At 60.6% G+C, this 17,063-nt stretch carries 18 protein-coding genes and 2 pseudogenes; 13 read left to right on the top strand and 7 right to left on the bottom strand.

The window, feature by feature from the left end; genetic code table 11:
- Positions 1-90 precede the first annotated feature (90 nt).
- Positions 91-1,383: a D-alanyl-D-alanine carboxypeptidase family protein gene (locus tag ACIBJI_RS18965; RefSeq protein WP_397085057.1), complete on the top strand. Its 1,293-nt coding sequence runs from the start codon at positions 91-93 to the stop codon at positions 1,381-1,383.
- A gap of 162 nt (positions 1,384-1,545) precedes the next feature.
- Here ACIBJI_RS18965 and ACIBJI_RS18960 read toward each other — a convergent pair whose 3' ends face one another.
- Complete coding sequence (locus ACIBJI_RS18960) at positions 1,546-2,148, bottom strand: TetR/AcrR family transcriptional regulator (protein ID WP_364346469.1); 603 nt, start codon at positions 2,146-2,148, stop codon at positions 1,546-1,548.
- A gap of 82 nt (positions 2,149-2,230) precedes the next feature.
- On the opposite strand from ACIBJI_RS18960, the gene ACIBJI_RS18955 reads away from it, so the two are divergent.
- Complete coding sequence (locus tag ACIBJI_RS18955; RefSeq protein ID WP_396957515.1) at positions 2,231-3,331, top strand: Gfo/Idh/MocA family protein; 1,101 nt, start codon at positions 2,231-2,233, stop codon at positions 3,329-3,331.
- A 418-nt stretch (positions 3,332-3,749) separates the two neighbouring features.
- On the opposite strand, the gene ACIBJI_RS18950 is transcribed toward ACIBJI_RS18955, so the two are convergent.
- Genes ACIBJI_RS18950 through ACIBJI_RS18935 form a run of 4 tightly spaced genes read right to left on the bottom strand, consistent with a single transcriptional unit; the run spans position 3,750 to position 6,827 of the window.
- Positions 3,750-4,460, bottom strand: coding sequence for an ESX secretion-associated protein EspG (locus ACIBJI_RS18950; RefSeq protein ID WP_397085055.1), 711 nt, complete (start codon positions 4,458-4,460; stop codon positions 3,750-3,752).
- Positions 4,457-5,818 carry a hypothetical protein gene (locus ACIBJI_RS18945; protein WP_397085053.1) on the bottom strand — a complete coding sequence of 454 codons (1,362 nt, stop codon included), beginning with the start codon at positions 5,816-5,818 and terminating at the stop codon, positions 4,457-4,459. Before ACIBJI_RS18945 ends, ACIBJI_RS18950 begins: the two co-directional genes overlap by 4 nt.
- A 2-nt stretch (positions 5,819-5,820) precedes the next feature.
- Entirely contained in the window at positions 5,821-6,447 is a 627-nt protein-coding gene (locus ACIBJI_RS18940; RefSeq protein WP_397085051.1) for a DUF3558 domain-containing protein, read from the bottom strand.
- Positions 6,448-6,452: 5 nt separating this feature from the next.
- Positions 6,453-6,827 (bottom strand): hypothetical protein, encoded by a 375-nt coding sequence (locus tag ACIBJI_RS18935; RefSeq protein WP_397085049.1) that lies wholly within the window; start codon positions 6,825-6,827, stop codon positions 6,453-6,455.
- Between the two features lie 357 nt (positions 6,828-7,184).
- Between ACIBJI_RS18935 and ACIBJI_RS18930 the strand changes: the two genes are divergently transcribed.
- The 7 genes and pseudogenes from ACIBJI_RS18930 (at position 7,185) to ACIBJI_RS18900 (ending at position 11,182) form a co-directional block, all read left to right on the top strand.
- On the top strand, positions 7,185-8,063 hold the full coding sequence (locus tag ACIBJI_RS18930; RefSeq protein ID WP_397085047.1) for a helix-turn-helix domain-containing protein: 879 nt from the start codon (positions 7,185-7,187) through the stop codon (positions 8,061-8,063).
- A complete protein-coding gene (locus ACIBJI_RS18925; RefSeq protein ID WP_397085045.1) occupies positions 8,060-8,263 on the top strand; it encodes a DUF397 domain-containing protein in 204 nt (67 codons plus the stop codon). The genes ACIBJI_RS18930 and ACIBJI_RS18925 overlap by 4 nt, the downstream gene beginning before the upstream one ends.
- A 64-nt stretch (positions 8,264-8,327) precedes the next feature.
- Positions 8,328-8,479 (top strand): annotated as a pseudogene (locus ACIBJI_RS18920) (DUF397 domain-containing protein); the annotation flags it as partial.
- 56 nt (positions 8,480-8,535) lie between these two features.
- Positions 8,536-8,619, top strand: a pseudogene (locus tag ACIBJI_RS18915) (DUF397 domain-containing protein); the annotation flags it as partial.
- A gap of 70 nt (positions 8,620-8,689) precedes the next feature.
- Positions 8,690-9,022 (top strand): hypothetical protein, encoded by a 333-nt coding sequence (locus ACIBJI_RS18910; protein WP_397085043.1) that lies wholly within the window; start codon positions 8,690-8,692, stop codon positions 9,020-9,022.
- A 710-nt stretch (positions 9,023-9,732) separates the two neighbouring features.
- Positions 9,733-10,176 (top strand): hypothetical protein, encoded by a 444-nt coding sequence (locus ACIBJI_RS18905; RefSeq protein ID WP_397085041.1) that lies wholly within the window; start codon positions 9,733-9,735, stop codon positions 10,174-10,176.
- A 211-nt stretch (positions 10,177-10,387) separates the two neighbouring features.
- Positions 10,388-11,182 carry a hypothetical protein gene (locus ACIBJI_RS18900; RefSeq protein ID WP_397085039.1) on the top strand — a complete coding sequence of 265 codons (795 nt, stop codon included), beginning with the start codon at positions 10,388-10,390 and terminating at the stop codon, positions 11,180-11,182.
- Positions 11,183-11,258: 76 nt separating this feature from the next.
- Here the strand turns inward: ACIBJI_RS18900 and ACIBJI_RS18895 are convergent, their stop codons facing one another.
- On the bottom strand, positions 11,259-11,489 hold the full coding sequence (locus ACIBJI_RS18895; protein WP_397085037.1) for a hypothetical protein: 231 nt from the start codon (positions 11,487-11,489) through the stop codon (positions 11,259-11,261).
- On the opposite strand from ACIBJI_RS18895, the gene ACIBJI_RS18890 reads away from it, so the two are divergent.
- From ACIBJI_RS18890 to ACIBJI_RS18880, 3 genes are all read left to right on the top strand, one after another.
- Positions 11,488-11,787, top strand: a complete 300-nt coding sequence (locus ACIBJI_RS18890) for a hypothetical protein (protein ID WP_397085035.1) — start codon at positions 11,488-11,490, stop codon at positions 11,785-11,787. The two genes, ACIBJI_RS18895 and ACIBJI_RS18890, sit on opposite strands and share 2 nt — an antisense overlap.
- Positions 11,788-11,865: 78 nt before the next feature.
- Complete coding sequence (locus tag ACIBJI_RS18885) at positions 11,866-12,186, top strand: hypothetical protein (RefSeq protein ID WP_397085033.1); 321 nt, start codon at positions 11,866-11,868, stop codon at positions 12,184-12,186.
- Positions 12,187-12,279: 93 nt separating this feature from the next.
- Positions 12,280-12,405, top strand: coding sequence for a hypothetical protein (locus ACIBJI_RS18880; RefSeq protein ID WP_397085031.1), 126 nt, complete (start codon positions 12,280-12,282; stop codon positions 12,403-12,405).
- A 705-nt stretch (positions 12,406-13,110) separates the two neighbouring features.
- Here the strand turns inward: ACIBJI_RS18880 and ACIBJI_RS18875 are convergent.
- Positions 13,111-14,280: a DUF262 domain-containing protein gene (locus ACIBJI_RS18875; RefSeq protein WP_397085029.1), complete on the bottom strand. Its 1,170-nt coding sequence runs from the start codon at positions 14,278-14,280 to the stop codon at positions 13,111-13,113.
- Between the two features lie 826 nt (positions 14,281-15,106).
- Here ACIBJI_RS18875 and ACIBJI_RS18870 point away from each other — a divergent pair.
- Positions 15,107-17,047, top strand: a complete 1,941-nt coding sequence (locus tag ACIBJI_RS18870) for a pentapeptide repeat-containing protein (RefSeq protein ID WP_397085027.1) — start codon at positions 15,107-15,109, stop codon at positions 17,045-17,047.
- Positions 17,048-17,063: the final 16 nt, after the last annotated feature.

The following is a 17,063-nucleotide window of genomic DNA, read 5'->3' as shown; positions in this document are numbered from 1 at the left end:
GTAACTCTCATTTAGTAGTTCCTGTCAATACTGGATCCATCCGTGCCTCTTCCCCGCCCACAACGCGGCCGGTCAGTAGGCTCGCAGCCGATGAGCACCCGGGACCTTCGCCTCCTCGTCGCACTCTGCCTCGGTTCTGCACTGGCCGTAACAGCCGTGACCTGGGGCCCTGCCGCGACCGTTTCGCAGGCAACGCCGACTACCGCGACGACGACGCCGTTCAGCACCCCGAATACCGACAGCTGCCCGCAGAAAACGAAGCCGCCCAATCCGATCGACGAATCCGAGGTCCCCGAACCCGGACAGCCGACGCCGACCGCGCTGGCCGTACCGATTCCGCCGGTCGGCGGCTCACGGCTGGGTGAATGCGGCGTCGTCATCCCGCGCGGCGCACCACCAGTGCCGCAGGACATTTCGGCCACGGCCTGGCAGGTATCGGATCTCGATACCGGTGAGGTGCTCGCCGCCAAGGACCCGCACGGGCGCTACCGGCCCGCCAGCACGATCAAGGTACTGCTCGCGACCGTCGCACTGCGCAACCTCGACCTGAACAAGACCGTCACCGGGACACAAGAGGACGCGAACGCCGATGGCACCCGTGTCGGCATCGGTCCCGGTGGCCGCTACACCAACCGACAGCTCATGCAGGCGCTGATCATGGCGTCGGGCAACGATGCCGCGCATGCCATCGCCGCCCAACTCGGCGGCGACGCCGGTGCCGCGCAGAAGATGAACGAGCTGGCAAAGTCGTTGTACGCCTTGGATACTCGCACCGCCAGCCCGTCCGGTCTGGACGGTCCCGGCATGAGCACCTCGGCCTACGACCTGTCGGTGTTGTTCCGCGAGGCCATGACGATTCCCTTGTTCGCCGAACTCATCCACACCGAACAAGTCGACTTTCCCGGCTACCCCAAGGACCCGAAAAACCCTGACGACAAAGACCATCCGGGTTTCCCCGTCGCAAACGACAACCACCTGCTCTACGACTACGACGGTGCGCTCGGCGGCAAGACCGGCTACACCGACGATGCCAGACAGACCTTCGTCGCCGCGGCCCAGCGCGATGGCCGCCGACTCGTCGTGACGCTGTTGAAGGCCGATGTGCTGCCGCTGCGTCCGTGGGAACAGGCCGCGCGCCTGCTCGACTACGGTTTCGCCCTGCCGAAGAGCGCCACCGTCGGCAAGCTCCCCGAAACCAAGTCCGCATCCACGAAAGTCGCTGCGGGACTCGCCTCCCCACCACCGAAAGACACCGACCACGAGGCACAGCCCGCCGATGAACCCGACAACCACACGGGTACCCGCACGCTACTTTTGGCGGGTGGCGCCATCCTGGCCCTCGCACTGCTGCTCTGCGCCCGCCGCCAGCGACAACAGCGCTGAGGCCGGACGCCCTCGTCCTGCACATCGCCACGCGAGGTGCAGCGCCCGGACGTGCGCGAGCGCACCGGCCACGTTGTCAGCCGCGACAGTACCGATGGAGAAGTCAGGGTCACTTATGCGAGACATGATCCGCCAGTCGAGACGGAGTATTCGAGAGAAACGCTAGGAGCGGTTGCGGTCCCTGAGTCCGTCGAGGACGATCTGCAGGTTGCGGCGCCACTGACCGCTGTCGGCCTGAAGCCCGATGGTGTGTGAGTCGGTCGAGACTCCCGCGAGCAGAAAAGCTACGTCCTGCCAGGCGATATCCCGTCGCATCTCGCCCGTGCTCTGCGCGGCTTCGACCAAACGCCTGATCCGTGCACGTATTTCGGCCAGCAATCGATCCAAACCCGGGAAACCGGCGCCGCCCAGCGCCTCGTTGGCGCCGCAGCTTTCGGTGCGCAGTTGCACATACACGGAGGCGAAGTCGGTGAACCCGCGCCATGGATCAGGGTCGGCGATCGCGCGATCGGCGCTGAAGATCATCTCGTCCAGCACTTCCTCCAGGACGACCTGCAGCAGCGTCTCCCGCGAGGGAATCCGCCGATAGAAGGTGCCCTTGCCGACTCCGGCACGCTGAGCGATCTCCTGAGCGGTGACCTCAACCCCGATCTCGGCCAGTGCCGACCGCGCCGCTGCGACCAAGCGCTCGAGGTTGCGCCGAGCATCCGCACGGGGTGCCTGGCCAGACTCGTCGGCGAGTAGTCGGTCCACGGCACTGATCACGTCCACCAGCTTAACAACTGGACTCAGCGAGTCCGGTTAGCTATAAACGGACTCGACAGGTCCGCTTATCTCAGGAGTGATCATGGACCCTATTCGGGTGGGTATCGTCGGCGCCAGTCCCGACCGCGGCTGGGCCGTGCGCGCACATGTTCCCGCACTTCAGGCGCTCGAGGACTTCCGTATCACCGCTGTCGGCACGAGCCGTGCGGAGAGTGCGCAGCGGGCGTTGCGGATATTCGGCGCGAGGCACGCCTTCACCGATCCACGCCAACTTGCGGAGGATCCCGAGGTCGACCTGGTGGCGATCACGGTGAAGGTGCCCGCGCATGCGGAGCTGATCCGCATGGCGCTGGCGGCGGGCAAACATGTCTATTGCGAGTGGCCGCTCGCACTGAACACCGCTGAGGCCGAATCGTTGGCCGAGCTCGCCTCGGACGCGGGCATCCACCACGTGGTCGGCCTGCAGACCCGATACTCGCCGGCGATCGCCCGTGCCCGCCAGTTGCTCGCGGAAGGTTATGTGGGCAACGTTGTTTCGGCAACCGTGTACTCCGCACGTCACCTGGGTGCGGGCACGCAGGTACCGGCTTGGGCGGCCTACACTCTCGACCAGCGCAATGGTGCGGGAATCGTGGAGATTGTCGGCGGCCACACGCTCGACGCGGTCGAGTACCTGATCGGCGATTTCACCGACCTGTCGGCACGGCTCGCCATCCGCCACCCGCATGCCCTGATCCAGGAAACCGGCACGGCAATCGCTGTCACCACGCCGAACCATCTGCTGTTCGACGCCGTCACCGCAGACGGAGTCGTGGTGTCGGCTCACATCCACGATTCCAAGGTGACCAACGGTCACACTCGGATAGAGATCTCGGGCACCGCAGGGGATCTGGCGATCGTCTCCGGCGCCAACGGGGCGGGCGGCATTTCGTTAAGCGAACTGCGCCTGCAAGGTTCCCGCGGTGCGGGCTCCTGGCAGCCGCTGCAGGGCGAGGACCCGCTGGCGGGAATGACGCTCGGCACCGAAGTCGGCAATGTCGCGAGACTGTATGCGGCATTGGCACAGGACATCCGAACCGGCGCTACTACGGTCCCGACATTCGATGACGGGGTCCACATGCACCGGCTACTCGACGCCATTCGTAGTTCGGCAGACATCGCGACACGGGTGCCAACTGCCTGAGAAACCCGAGCCACATCTGTGGCCGGAACGCTGGACCCGCGATTCGGAAGACACCGCCTAGGCACCTGGGGGTGCACTCGACACCGTCCGTGTGGATGCTGCCGGATCCAAAACTCTGTGATGTGAGCCCCTTTCGAACACGTCATCGCCAGCACCTTCCGCGTCACACTCCACTGTTCCCGCGCACCCATTCACGCGCCGCGCACGTTTTCGCCCGCGAATTCATGCGCGCCGCGAGAATCCGTGCGCGCCGCGAGAAGGTCACCGCCGAGCGCGAGACTTCGCAGCACTGGATATGTCGAGATCGTCGATATGGGGATCGTCGGCCGAGGGTCGCAGTGGGTCGACGACCATCTGGATTGCCCGCCCTGCATCCGACCATCCGGCAGTCGAAACGCGGGGCTCCTCGAGCGGCGGATCAGGGGATCGGCTGCGCCATGCGGGTGATTTCGCGGCGGATCGTGGACTGGTCGTAGGGGGCGATGTGGAATTCGTTGTACTGGTGGCGGTAGCGGTAGCGGCCGTCCCCGTCGATGTCGAACCAGTTCAGGTATTCGGGTGGGGCGGGATGTGAGTCGCGGAGGCCGCGAAGGATTTCCACGGTTCCGGAACCGGAGCGTGGGGCGCGTAGCAGGCGGTATATCTGGTCGGACGGCGTCTCTTTCAGGCCGGTCCAGGACTCGAGATTATCGACCAGGCATTGGACATCCTCGACGACGGCCGGATTGCGTCCGGGCGGCACATCGCCGAGCACCGCCGTGAACACGGCGGGCACGATCGCGGCGGTGCCGACCTCGAGCACGACGTTGCCGCCGAATTCGGGGGTTGGGCCCGGCCGTTGCACCAGGGTGACGCCGACATCGGCGTCGATCGCGCCGAACGCACGAAGCGGGCGGCGCCGAGTTCCGATGAGCGTCAATGCGATTCGCGGATCGGCTGCCACTCGCAAGGCGGCGGAAAGATCCGGGTTGGCATGCAGCGGCAGGCGGCGGTCCAATTCGCGGGTGAGCTGCTCGAATTCGTCCTCCCAACGCACTGAGGCGATCAGCCGCAAGGGAAAGGGGTAGCGATCCGACCGCGTCTCGCGCCAGATGTGCATGAACTCATCGGGCGTGAACTCGAACTTCACCCGCGCCCGTCCCCCCTGCTCGGGTGGGCCGGTTGCGCCGAGGGCGCATCGGCGCCGATCGACGGAGGCGCCGCGGGATCGTCCGGGCCGATCAGTTCTTCGTACTGGCCGATCAGGTAGTGGGGGACCTTGCGGCTCGACTCGTCTTCACCCGATTTGCGCCCCGCGCCGGGTGACGACATGCCCGACATGCCGTTGCGTCCGGTGCTTGTCGCGCTTTTCGCGGCAGTGGAAACCGTTGCCGCGCTGGCATTTCCGGTCGTCGGCATGCCGGCGACGCTGCGGCCTGGGCTAGGTGTGGTGCTGCTGCCGAGTCCGGATGCGCCGCCCGGCCCAGAGGTGCCGAAATGGCCGGACTGTCCCGGTGTCACCGCTTGGGTGCCAGGGATGCCGGTAGTCGCTGCGGGCGAGGTGGCGGTGGTGCTCGCGGCCGTCGTCGGGGACTGCGTCTGTTGTCCGGTAGTGGAATTCGAGTCGAGGCCCGTGGGGCTCACCGTGCCCTGATCGCTCCCCGATTTCCCCGATCCGTTCGACTCGCCGTTGCTACCGCCGGTGTTTCCGGTGCCCGATCCGGTGGTGGCGCCATTGCCGCCGCTACTTCCGCCCGGCCCGCTAACGCCCTCGTTGCCCCCACCCGGCGACGTGACCGGCACGAATGTCGGAACTCCGGACCCGGCAGGACCATAGGACGGTTTGTAGTTGTTGTTCATGGTGTCGATCGCCGTGCGATACAGCGCCTCGGTACCACGCTGATAAGCGACTTCCTGGCTGTCACCGTCTCCGACCAGGCCCGCGCCGACCGCGGAAATAATGACCTGCGCGGGGTCCAGCGAGGTCGCCGAACCCCTACTCCCCTGCGCCGCGGACGGTGGCGGCACCGTCATCTTCACCACTTCGGCGGCCGACGCCACACCCTTTACCCGATGCCCGCAGGCATTGATCACCTGCTCGACATCACTGGCCTGCCGATAAAACGTCTGCGCCGCAGCAAGCGCCGCATCGGCCATGGCGCCCTCGATACCCGACGCCAACGCCTTCTGAATCGCAAGATTCGCGCCGAACAGTCCACCGCTCAGCGCGGTGGCGATACTGATCCAGGTATCGGCCTGATGATGCATGATGCCCGGACTCATCTGCTGCGCATGGGTATAGATCTCCTCATGCGTGATGCCCTCGAACTGCTCCATCCGAGTGATGTACGCCGGATCCTGGCCATCAGCGGAAAGTTTCGTACCGTACTGCTCCGCACCCTGCTGCTGACCGCGCGCAAGCGTGCTCGGCTGAGTGGTGTCGGGCTTGCGGCTCGAATCGAATGCACCGAGGGCTGAGGGGACACTGTTGATGTCGAGGCCGGTCATCGTCAGTTGTCCTTACCGATTTCCGGTTCGATGGTGGAGGCGATGTCGGTGATGCCGTCGCAGGGGTTGAGGGTTTGGGGGGCGCGGTCGGTCAGATGTACCGCCATTTGAACGAATCCCACCTTGGTTCGAACGTCGATCTGGCAACCGCGATGCACTTGTGGGTCACGAACTAACAGGGCTTCGCGGCCGCTCACGGTGATCGGCTCGCTGTACGAACCGACCTTCGCGAGGTCTTCCGCCCAAGTTGCGTTTCCGGAGAGCAAGCTCAGGTCACGCAATTGAGAAGAGAAGTGGCAGATGAAGAAGCTGTACTCGGCGACGAGGTCCTTGCCACGCTCGCGTGAAGCGCCATCGAATCCTGCTTTTTGGATGGTCTCCTCACTGATCCATGTACACGGGTCGAAGACGATCTTGGGGCGTCCCGTGCTGGCAGCGTATTTGTTGTCCTGCGAAGGCGGCTGAAGCTTGGGGTTGGTCAGCGTCGACCGGGCCGATTGCGTGGCACTGGGCGAAGTGCTGGCCTGATCGGAGTTGACAGCAGGTTGTGCCGGGTCGTTGTTCGTCGAACAACTCGCCGCGATCGAGGTAATCGCTGCAGCCAGCAGGGCTATCAACGCCTTACGCATGCCTGTCATGTCTCCTGTACCTCCGAGGTGGCCGTGTTCATGGCTCGGGCGTTCATTGCGTCGGCTTCGTCGACCAATTGACCAGCTTGCAGATAGGCCGCCGCCATTCTCAGTGCCGCCTCTTTCATCCCGTTGAGGGCTTCCGTCATCTTCACCGCCTTGCCGGAAAACCCGCTTTGAAGCTCCCGAGCAGACTCGAATCCGCCGAAGCCTTCCAGGCTGTGCAAATCCCAGGACGCCTTGATCTGTGGTTCCAGTGTGGTTTCGACGAACCTTGTATAGACCTCAGCGCACCGCCGTGCGGCGTCGGCCTCCATCCGGAATGTTCCCCCAGTGGCTTGCTGATACAGCGCATTTGCGGCCGATTGCCCCACTTCCATCGGCTGGCCCTCCCTCGCTTTTCGTCCGCTTACTGTACTGGACGCGTGAAACGGTCGATCGGTTCCATTGGGACGCAAAGACATTCTCGATTGGTTTCGATCCTGCGGTTTCAGACCACTCCGGCCCGACCCGGCATGGACACTCATACCGAGCAGCGTGCGATGCCGCGCACGTGCGGGTCGCATCGACCCGCTGAACAGGAGTAGGCCGCCGCTGATCTGATTCGCGAAAGCGCCACCAGATGCAATCCTTCCTGGGGTTATACCCCGATTGCATGATCATTCGCGATGCGGCCTCCGCATGGGATGGCGGTGTGCTCTGCTGTTGCGAACAGTGAAACCTGATGGGAGGCGGGCATGTCGGAGGACGGATCGACGCTGGCACGGCGGCAGCTGGGGAAGTATCTGCGGGATGGACGGGAGGGGTGTGGACTCACGCTCCAGCAGGCAGCCCGGCTGATCGACCGCAGCGGCAGCACGCTACAGCGGATCGAGAAGGGGACGGTGGCGCATCTGCGCGATGTGGATCTCGAGGCGCTGTGCAAGATCTACGAGTTCGATCCTGACCACACTGCCGCGATGAAAGGGCTTGCGGTACAAGGCAATGAGCTGAGCTGGTGGCTCGAATACGGCGACGTGATGCCAGCGAACTTCGACTTCTTCGTGGGGTTGGAGGCATCGGCGCAGCGGCTTACGACCTATCAGCCCGAACTCGTGCCGGGGTTGTTACAGACACCGGCATACGCCAGCGTGCTCCTGCGGTCGGGCTATCCCGACGACGGCGCTGAGGAACACGCGCGTCGGGTGCAGTTGCGGATGCGGCGGCAAACGAGAATCACCCGCAAGCACCATCCGGCGACACTCGACGTCATGCTGCGAGAGCCGGTCCTGCGAGGGGTGGTTGGTGGGCCGAAAGTGATGGCGACCCAGCTGAGACACCTCGCCGACATGAGCACCCGCTCCAACGTACGGTTGCAGATCCTCCCGTTCAGCGCGGGATTCCCCCTGGGGGACGCGACTGGTCCATTCGTCATCCTGGAGTTCGGCACAGATAAGCAGGGGCAGGCGATCGAGCCGCCCGTGGTCTTCGCTGAGAATTTCACAGGGGGCTTGTATCTTGCGAAACCAGCCACTGTTCGGCGATATCATGAGGCGTACGAGGGCCTCCGGCGAAGTGCGATGGATCCCATCGACAGCCGTGCTCTACTCATGCGAATGGCGAAGGAGTACGCGTGAACATTGATCTGACCGGTGCTGGCTGGTTCAAGAGCAGCCACAGCGGTGCCAGCTCAGACTGCGTCGAAGTCGCCTTCCTCCCGAACCCCCTTGTCGGCGTTCGCGATTCGAAGAACCCATCCGGCCCCGCACTGATGTTCACCCCAGCCGAATGGTCGGCCTTCACCGCCGCGACGACTCGCGGAGAGTTCGACCGCTGATCTCGGAGGGGCACCCTATGGCGAACCTCTCGGACGCGACGCGGTTCAAGAGAGCCGCAGCCGTGCCCACTCGAACTGCATCGAAGTCGCCTTCCTCCCGAACAGCCATGTGGGCGTACGTGATTCGAAGGCCCGTCCGGCCCCGCACTCGTGTTCACCCCAGCCGAATGGTCGGCCTTCACCACCGCGACAACCCGCGGAGAGTTCGACCGCTGACCTCAGAGGGGCAGCACATGGCGAACCACTCGGACACGCAGTAGTTCAAGAGCAGCCGCAGCGGTGCCCACTCGAACTGCATCGAAATCGCCTTCCTCCCGAACAACCATGTCGGCGTTCGTGATTCGAAGGACACATCCAGCACCCAACTTCGACGGGAAATACCTGGTGCGCTGATCGGATCCGAAGCTGTTGGCCGAGGACATCGCCGTGGCTACAAAGCAGCTACTCGAGGTCGAACTCGGCTGGCGGGTCATGAACTGGATCTTGGGCCTGCGACCGTCTACCACCGGCCCGAGAACGCATCCGCGCCCACATCCTGCTCTGCGGGCTCGCCTTGATGCTGATCCGCATCCGCGAAACCGTGCCCGCGCAATCTCGACCATGATCCGCCGCGAATTCGCCAGCCTGCACGTCGGCACCTTTACCGGCCCAGCTGGCACCTTCCGCCGCGCCACCGAACTCACCAAGCCGCAACGCGACCTGCTCACCGCTATCCCCCCGGAACCCGCCCGGATCATCGAACTCACCCCCGCTCACTGACCAGTACCACGCCTAGAGACACGGCCTCCCGACGCGCTCACCTATGTCCACTCAGGTCAGGACCCAAGGCGCAGCACCAGGCGCCTCGAACTCCGCCGAACCCCAGGCGCGGGATCTGTGCGCGAGATGCGACCCCAGGCAAAGGCTTTCGGCTAGTGTCTCTGTCGAGCAGTAGCGGTTGACAAACCGAATGACGCCGGAAAGAGTAGTCGCGTCCGCCCCATTGGGGCGGTTAACGACAGTGGGGGGTTGATGTCGATTCCAGAGATGAACACGTTGTCCGCAGCGCCGGCCAGCAGTTACCGCGAGGTGTAGCGATGGCTGGCGGGTTCTACAACCACTATGACGACCCCGATGAGTTCTGGGACGAGGCGCCTCTCGAGCCGAACCCCAAGGCTTCTTCTGCGCCGTCGGCTTCTTCGCACCCTCACCCCACAGGTCGGTCTTCTTCGTACAGTCCACCCCCTCCGGCAACTTCCCCGCCTCCCGTCACACACCCTCTCTCGTTCAGTCAGCCTTCTCCTCCCTCTCGTAATACTGCACCCACGCCGAGCTCGTCGGCCAGTCCAATGACCAGGCTCGGCCTCACTCCGCCCGAGAAATCGTCCTTGGTTTCCGTGGAGGTAGGTTCCGATCGTCTGCCCATAGGTATCAGGCTGGGTCATAGCTGGAAAAATTCATTCGATCCGTCGCAATACGGTCGGTCGATTATGGACGCCTATCGCTATGGGCTCTATGCGATGGCTGCTCGTATGGTCGAGTCCGGAGCGCTGCCTCCATCTACAGTTCCGTCGCTGCGTGATGCTGCTCCGTTGCTCTTGAGAACCCGTACCATCGACGAGTTTCGGGAACTGTACGATCATCTATTTCTCGAAAATCCAATTACGGTCCATGGGCCGGGACGTAACGCGTTCGGTCAGCCAGCGCTGACAGTCACCGCAACAGAGTCCAAGCTTATCTCGGTCGACATCGATCCTGGGTGGGCGGAGGGAACCGATGCGAATTTCATCGCCCAAGACATTATCGAATGCTGTCAGCAAATTCGAGCGAAGAAACCTCAGCCGGTGAATGACGCATACCTGGATCAAGAATCGGATAGCGAGTTGGCCTCGCGAGTCGTGGAGCATGAGAATTATCTATTGCAATATGGATAGGGGTGGCCATGTTATGCGACAGGATGGCCGACGCTCAAGCATCGATCGGATGAAGTGTATCCGATAGAACTGCAGAATTGATCGCGAGGCGACCCCTACGTCGCATCGGCAATTTGAGCACTTGGGCGCACGATCTCATACGCCTCGGGATGGGGGTCATTTTAGTGAATAAGCAAATCAAAGTTACGATGAGAATGGACGTTGGATTCTTGTGACCGAAATGACGGAAGCGAGCCTAGCGCAGCTCAGGAACACCTTCTCGCAAAAGGTGGAGGAAGTCAAGAAGACACCAGACAAAATCAATAACGCAGTCGACGATTTGAAGTATATCGCCCCCCTGGTGTACTTGAAGGTGAGCGAAGTCAGGGATGATATACAAGAAACCCTCGCTGAGCTGTTCGAGAAGCTCAAAGAGGCCGTTGAGGGGATGTTTGCACCCTGGTTATTCCTAAATTACGCAGCTAAGTGGCAAGCCATAGGTTCCCAGGTCCGCTCATGTAACGGCATGCAAGGTAGACGTGAATTGAACATGGAGGGGCGATGGGATGGGAGCGCGTACAAGTCTTTCAAGACAACAAAGGAAAGTCAGCAGGCGGCTATGACTTCCATCGAGAATATGTGCAACACTATTCATGACAAACTTATTACGGTGGCGGAAGAGGGCCAGAATCTTTACCTGAACATAGTCACCAAACTGTCGACGATAATTGCTCAGGTTGCGACGTTCGCCGAGGAGACGGCGGGCACACTCGGCGCCGCTTCGATCTGGACCATCAACAATTTGAATTCGGCTATTGTTGCGGCCGTTGAACTCATCGTCCAGGCACTCACCGACTTCGTAAAGACCGAGGGCAAAGTGTACGTCGCCAGTCAGGATCTCAAGAACCTTGTCCGCGCCCCGAGTGGGTTCGATGTTGCCAAATCGGGCAAAGTGACTTGGCCCAGCAGTGTAAGCGATCTGTTCGATAACAAAGAGGACGATTGGAAACAGGACGGAGCGGCGTAGTGCGCGGACAGCAGTCGCGGGCAAGCAATGATCTCTCTGTGGTGTATGCCCGAGCCACGAAAGGCTTTGATCATCTCTATTCAGCTCCGAAAATGATAGCAGCGGTGGCGGGTGCATTATTTTTGACATCGTGTGGTACAGGAGAATTAGCTACGCCAACTGCGGAGTCGAGTTCGCCAGCAGTAGCGACAGCGAGCACAGTAGCATGCACTAGCACAATGTTCACTGACTCGCGGAAATCAGATGAGAAATACTTGACCGCAGAAATTGCGAAAATACATTTTCCTGCGGGAACCTGCTTGTTCATGGTGAACACCGGTAACGCACTCGAAAAACCGGACACGAGACACATTACTGTCCACCTCGACGTTGCGGCCTCGACGAGTCCGGACGATCTACGTCCGGTCGCTACTGATATCGCACACGTTCTCAAGAAAACTGAAATCGGGCAGCATACCTCGGTCGTGGACATCAACAACTGGGGCACCGCGAAGCCGAAGTACCGAACACTTCTAACCGATGAAAATTTCCAAGAACACCCGTGGAACGGCGTGCCATCCAAGGATGCCGAGATGGCGATCTGGAAGATTGTGGATCCAGAATGATGGGGACGACGATCGGGCTTATCTTTGAATATTTTCGAGAAACGAATAGCTGCGGGGTAATTGTCTATGGCTAGAGATTTGAACGTAGACCTCAATCTTCTCGAGGATGTTTCCAAGGCTTGGCTCAATGAAGTGGCGCCAGAATTGGGGAAGACAGCCGCAAATATCGACGAGTTAAAATACACCGTCGTGCAGTTCGGGCCCCTGTTCGCCGGTATGTGGTTCGAATACGCCCAAGCGGCTGATTTCATTCAAAACCGCCTCAACGAGGCCAAGCCCGTGGCTGAGCAGATTGGAAATGCGCTGCATACAGCCGCCACCAGCTTCGGGCAGCAGCAGGAACAGCAAGCGTTTGAGATAGAGAAACTCAAGGAAGCGGTCGACAATCCAGTCAATTAGTTCAGCCGAGTCTCCGATTTCGGACGGCTTCGCAAGGAATTCTTCGCCCAGATATCAGGGTCTGAGGATCGATAGCGAAGGTGGGGAGTTTCGATGTTTCGGCGGCTGGCGCTGATCGCGGCGCTCGTGGTAGTCCTGGCGGCCTGTCAGAATGGCGGGCCGGACCAGTCGGTGGCGGCGGAAGCGACCGGGCCGCAGTACGAGAAGTTGGCGCGGTAACGCAATACGGACGTGTGCGCGCTGCTACCGCGTGCTGCAATAGTCACACCTCGAGAGTTCAAGGCGATATCCTCGACGCCATGTCACATATGTCATCCAAAAGGATGTCCAGCCATCGTGACGAGCTGATCGAAGCTTTCGAAAGTAGGAATTCACCAACCGATTTGTACACGTTTCCCGGATCAAGATTCATCAAAATAGAACGCATTTCATTCTGTGCATGGTCGGTGCCGTGCGAAATACCATGCCGTATCGTAAGCAAATCAGAAATTCTCGCCTGACTGACTCTATATTCAACTGATACCGGATTCACTGGCACCCAGTAATCCGCCACCGCAATCACCATGGATGGGTCATGAAGAAGTATGTAATTACTTGGATACCTAGCCAATCGAATCGAATTCGCTGCTCGGTCAAACTTCGTGCGCAGTAAGTCTCTGCGAGCAGCCACGCGCGTAGAGTATGTCGGAGTCGAGACTGATTGAATTTGCTTAACATGGCCAGTGGGAAGGCCACACATCAGATCTATTAGGATCTCAACGATAAACCATTCCCAGTTTCTCATCACATCCTGGTACACCGACTCCGCGCCAAGTCGACAGCCCAAGCAGGTCGATTTCGGCGCCTGGTTTCCATGACAGGATCCTAGCGAGCTGTACGACAGTGACACTCTTGGAATGAAATCACTGAACGCCGATGTGGCTTTCATGCCTGAGAAAGCCTAGCAAGCTCCCACAAGGAACGAAATCTAAGAAATCGAGGATGGAGGTTATCAGTTTGCCCGGCCGAACCTTTGGCGAACGATCCCAATAATCCTGGCGCCTGAGCAATCGAGTCTTCATCGTGACCAGATGAATCTATGTCCGAGCCAGCCTCCGCTGCGGACGAACTATCTTCAAGGAAGTCCGAGAGATTCTGCATCGCCAACCGGAGCCGTTCAGATGACGCCTCGCCAAGTGAAGACTTTGGCGTGGACGGCAGTTGGGAACCAACATTCGGACCCAGCGGCATACCGAACATTCGATGGTATATTACACAGAACAGAGTATAAAACAGTGGAACCCTCTTAAATTTCCCACTCTTTACCGTTTCGCCAAATTCTCCGCGTATGACATCCATGACAGCCCGAAACTCCGCCTCACAACGCTCCCTATCAGGCCACTCGTCTTCATACGCAGCGTACATTTCATCTAGCGATGACTTTTTATCCTGCATACCTCCGATCTGCATCGTCAAAATCTCCGAAACGAATTGCGCATCCATCATTCGGGCAAATCCCTGAGGCGTAAACAGAGAGAGATGACTCCAAACCGGCTTGTGCTCATCCGCAAGTCGGTATACCGATTGTTTGAATTCGCCAAAGAATCGTCCGTTGCGCAATTCTTGATCACTCAACGGTATGCTGTAAGTATTAATACGAGCAAATATCTCGTAGACAATTTTGTCGGAAATTCCACCTTTGTAAACCTCGACCCTGAATGAATAGTCGAGAATGCGCTGCTGAAGTTCAGGATCGAGTTGTCCGAATCGCAAACCTGCCCAAGGCGGTAGATCTCCCGACGGGTTTCTCGGCTTGCTCAAGGCAAACTCGTCACTCAGGTAGTCGATAACCGCGGTGAGTCGCTGCTGACCATCAATCACTTCCCTCAGCATCACGCCGCTACCCTTCCGCGTAAACCTAATGTGAAGCGGCGGAATGGGGAATCCTCGAAGAATCGTATCGATCAGAAAAGCCTTCGCAGGCGTACGCCACACCTGACCTCGCTGGAAACTTGGGCTAAGTTCCAGGCGTCCGCTACTTTCCCATTCGCGAAATTCTTCAATGGTATAGCTGGTCTTCTCGATGTCAAGAACTTGAAGTTCCCATTCGGTCATCCCAGAACAGTAGCGTCTACGAGAAGGCTTGGGAAAGATATTCCTCGGCTATATACAAATGGCCTTCGACCGTGCAGTGCCCCTGACCGACTACATCCGGTCGGTTGCAGACTCGCCATCCGCGCCGATTCGCACGGTCTGGGTGAGCGCAAGTCCCGAACGGATCCGCGGCCGGATGATCCGCCGTGATGCCGACCGCGACCCCCCAAAGCTCTCGAACTGGTACTCCTACCGCGAGTGAGTCCTCGACTCCGCCGTCGCAGGAAGCGGTCCTGCCGTGACCGACTTCGTGGTGCTGAACTGACTCTCGTCCGCATGTGCAAATAGCTCGCTGCTCGGTCAGGGCAACATGCCCGAGTGACGGAGTCGTCGCCGTTCGCGGCGTCGAATGCTGGCCTGGCCGTATGTGATCTGCAACAGGATCCTGAGTCGAGCGGCGTTCCATCGAGCCGTGACACTGTCCGGTCGAGGCCACAACCGCAGAACCTTCGTGTCGTTGTCCATGCCATCGTTCGACGAGGTGCCTACGGCTTGGGTCCCCTACCGCGACCTGGTTATTCGGGTGGTGTGCGGCGACCACTCCTGATTCATGCGCACATCGTCATGTGAATCCGGTAGACCATGAACCTGCATCGTCTGCACCCCGGTCCCTTTGTCATCGAATCTTCCGCCCACATAAGGGATACTGGTCGTCGGGTATCGAGCCCTCGGCCACAATCAACCAATGCTCAAGTGGGTGGGTAAGCGCAACAAGGCGATTGGTCGCCACACGGGGCGGATTCGATTGTTCCCCGCGGTCGGGCTCGCGCTCGTCGCCGGACTGACGGTGGCCTTCGCCGCGTACAGCTTCCTACGCTGGATTACCCCGACCAGTGAGGCGAAGGCCGCGCCGATCGACATCACCCGCGTCGCTCTGACCGTCGTCGCCGGTGTCGGCGGCGTCGTCGCACTCGTGATCGCCTACCGGCGCCAGCGTGATGTTGAGCAGAGCCGATTCGTGGAACGCTTCGGTGCCGCAGCTGCACAGCTCGGCGCGACCGATGTCGCGGTTCGTATCGCTGGGGTGTACGCGATGGCTGGCGTCGCCGACGAATCCGACGGGCTACGCCGCCAGCAGTGCATCGACGTACTGTGCGGCTACATCCGGCTGCCCTACACGCCAGAGCTCGGTGGTAATCACCAAACCAAGGACATCCGCAAACACCCGGCGCCGGAACCATCCGGCCCAGAGACCGAACAGCATTTCGAGTACCGGCAGAACGACCGTGAGGTCCGAAAAACGATCATCCGTGTGATCGCCGACCACCTACGATCGGACGCCGAATACGACTGGTCGACAAACGATTTCGACTTTCGTACAGCCCACCTCGAAGATGTCGACTTCAGCCGCGCCGCATTCTCCGGCTCCGCGCGGTTCGACGGGGCAACCTTCACCGGTGACGCCTCGTTCGGCGGAGCGGCATTCGGGAACGGCGCCGCGTTCCACGGAGCGACGTTCACCGGTGACGCCGCGTTTGACGGTGCGGCATTCGGGGACAGCGCCGCGTTCAGCGAGGTGGCGTTCGGCGGCGCCGCTCGGTTCGACAGGGCTACGTTCAGCGGCGACGCCAGATTCAGCGGGGCAACGGTCACCGGTGACGCAGAGTTCAGCAAGGTGACGTTCAGCGCCAACGCCCGATGCCGAGAAGCTGTGTTCAGCAGTATGGCCAGATTCCGCGAGACGACGTTCGCCAGCGTCGCCGAGTTCAGCGAGACGAGGTTCAGCGACCGCGCCTGGTTCGGCGATGTGAGATTCAGCGGCCCCGCCTTATTCAGCGGTGCGGAGTTCGGCAACCTCGTCTCGTTCGACGATGTGGCGTTCAGCGGTGCCGCTGAGTTCAGTCAGGCAACGTTCAGCGGCGACGCCTGGTTCGACAAGACAACGTTCAGCGGCACCGCAGTGTTCGGCGAGGCCGTGTTCAACAGCCACGCCCGTTTCGGCAAGTCGATGTTCACCTCTGGCGTTGCGTTCGTAAAGACGACATTCGATGGCTCCGCCTGGTTCGACAACGTGTCGTTCGATGGCATCGCCTGGTTTGGCGAGGCGATGTTCAACGGCAGTGCCGCGTTCAGCAAATCCATATTTAGCGGCGAGGCCAGCTTTGACGAAGCGACATTCAACCGCGCGGCTGGGTTCGACGGCGTGACATTCAACGGCGACGCTGGGTTCGACGGCGTGACATTCAACAGCGACGCCGAGTTCGACGAGGCAACATTTAACGGCCTCGCCGCAGGGTTCGGCGAGGTGACGTTCGGTGGACTCACCAGGTTCATCCGGGCAACGTTCAACGGAATCACCGCTGGATTCAGCAGAGCAACATTCCGCGGCGACACACGATTCGACCACGTGGTGTTCACCGGCACCGCAGGCTTCTTCGGGGCGACGTTCGGCGGCACGGCAGGGTTTGCTGAGGCGACATTCAGCGACTACGCCCGGTTCGACTGCGTGAAGTTCAACGGTCTCGCCCTCTTCGACAAGGTGACTTTCAGCGGCCCTGCTGTCGGATTCAGCGAGGCCATATTCAGGAGCGGCGCCGGGTTCAGCAAAGCGGCATTTGCCAGCCAGACCAGTTTCCTGGCCACCGATTTCGGCTCCGAACAGATCGTTTTCACCGAGCCGCGGCAGTGGGGTCCGCCTTCTCCTGGGTTCGATTGGAGCGACGGAGGAGAAGGGAGACCCGCGAATGTCGAACCAGCGGATTGGCCGCCTGCTGTGGCGACATCATGATTGCCACCCTTGATCA

Origin of the sequence: Nocardia sp. NPDC050408 (assembly GCF_044458905.1) — a bacterium.
Taxonomy (GTDB): Bacteria; Actinomycetota; Actinomycetes; order Mycobacteriales; family Mycobacteriaceae; genus Nocardia.
This window is presented reverse-complemented; position numbering and strand designations above follow the sequence as displayed.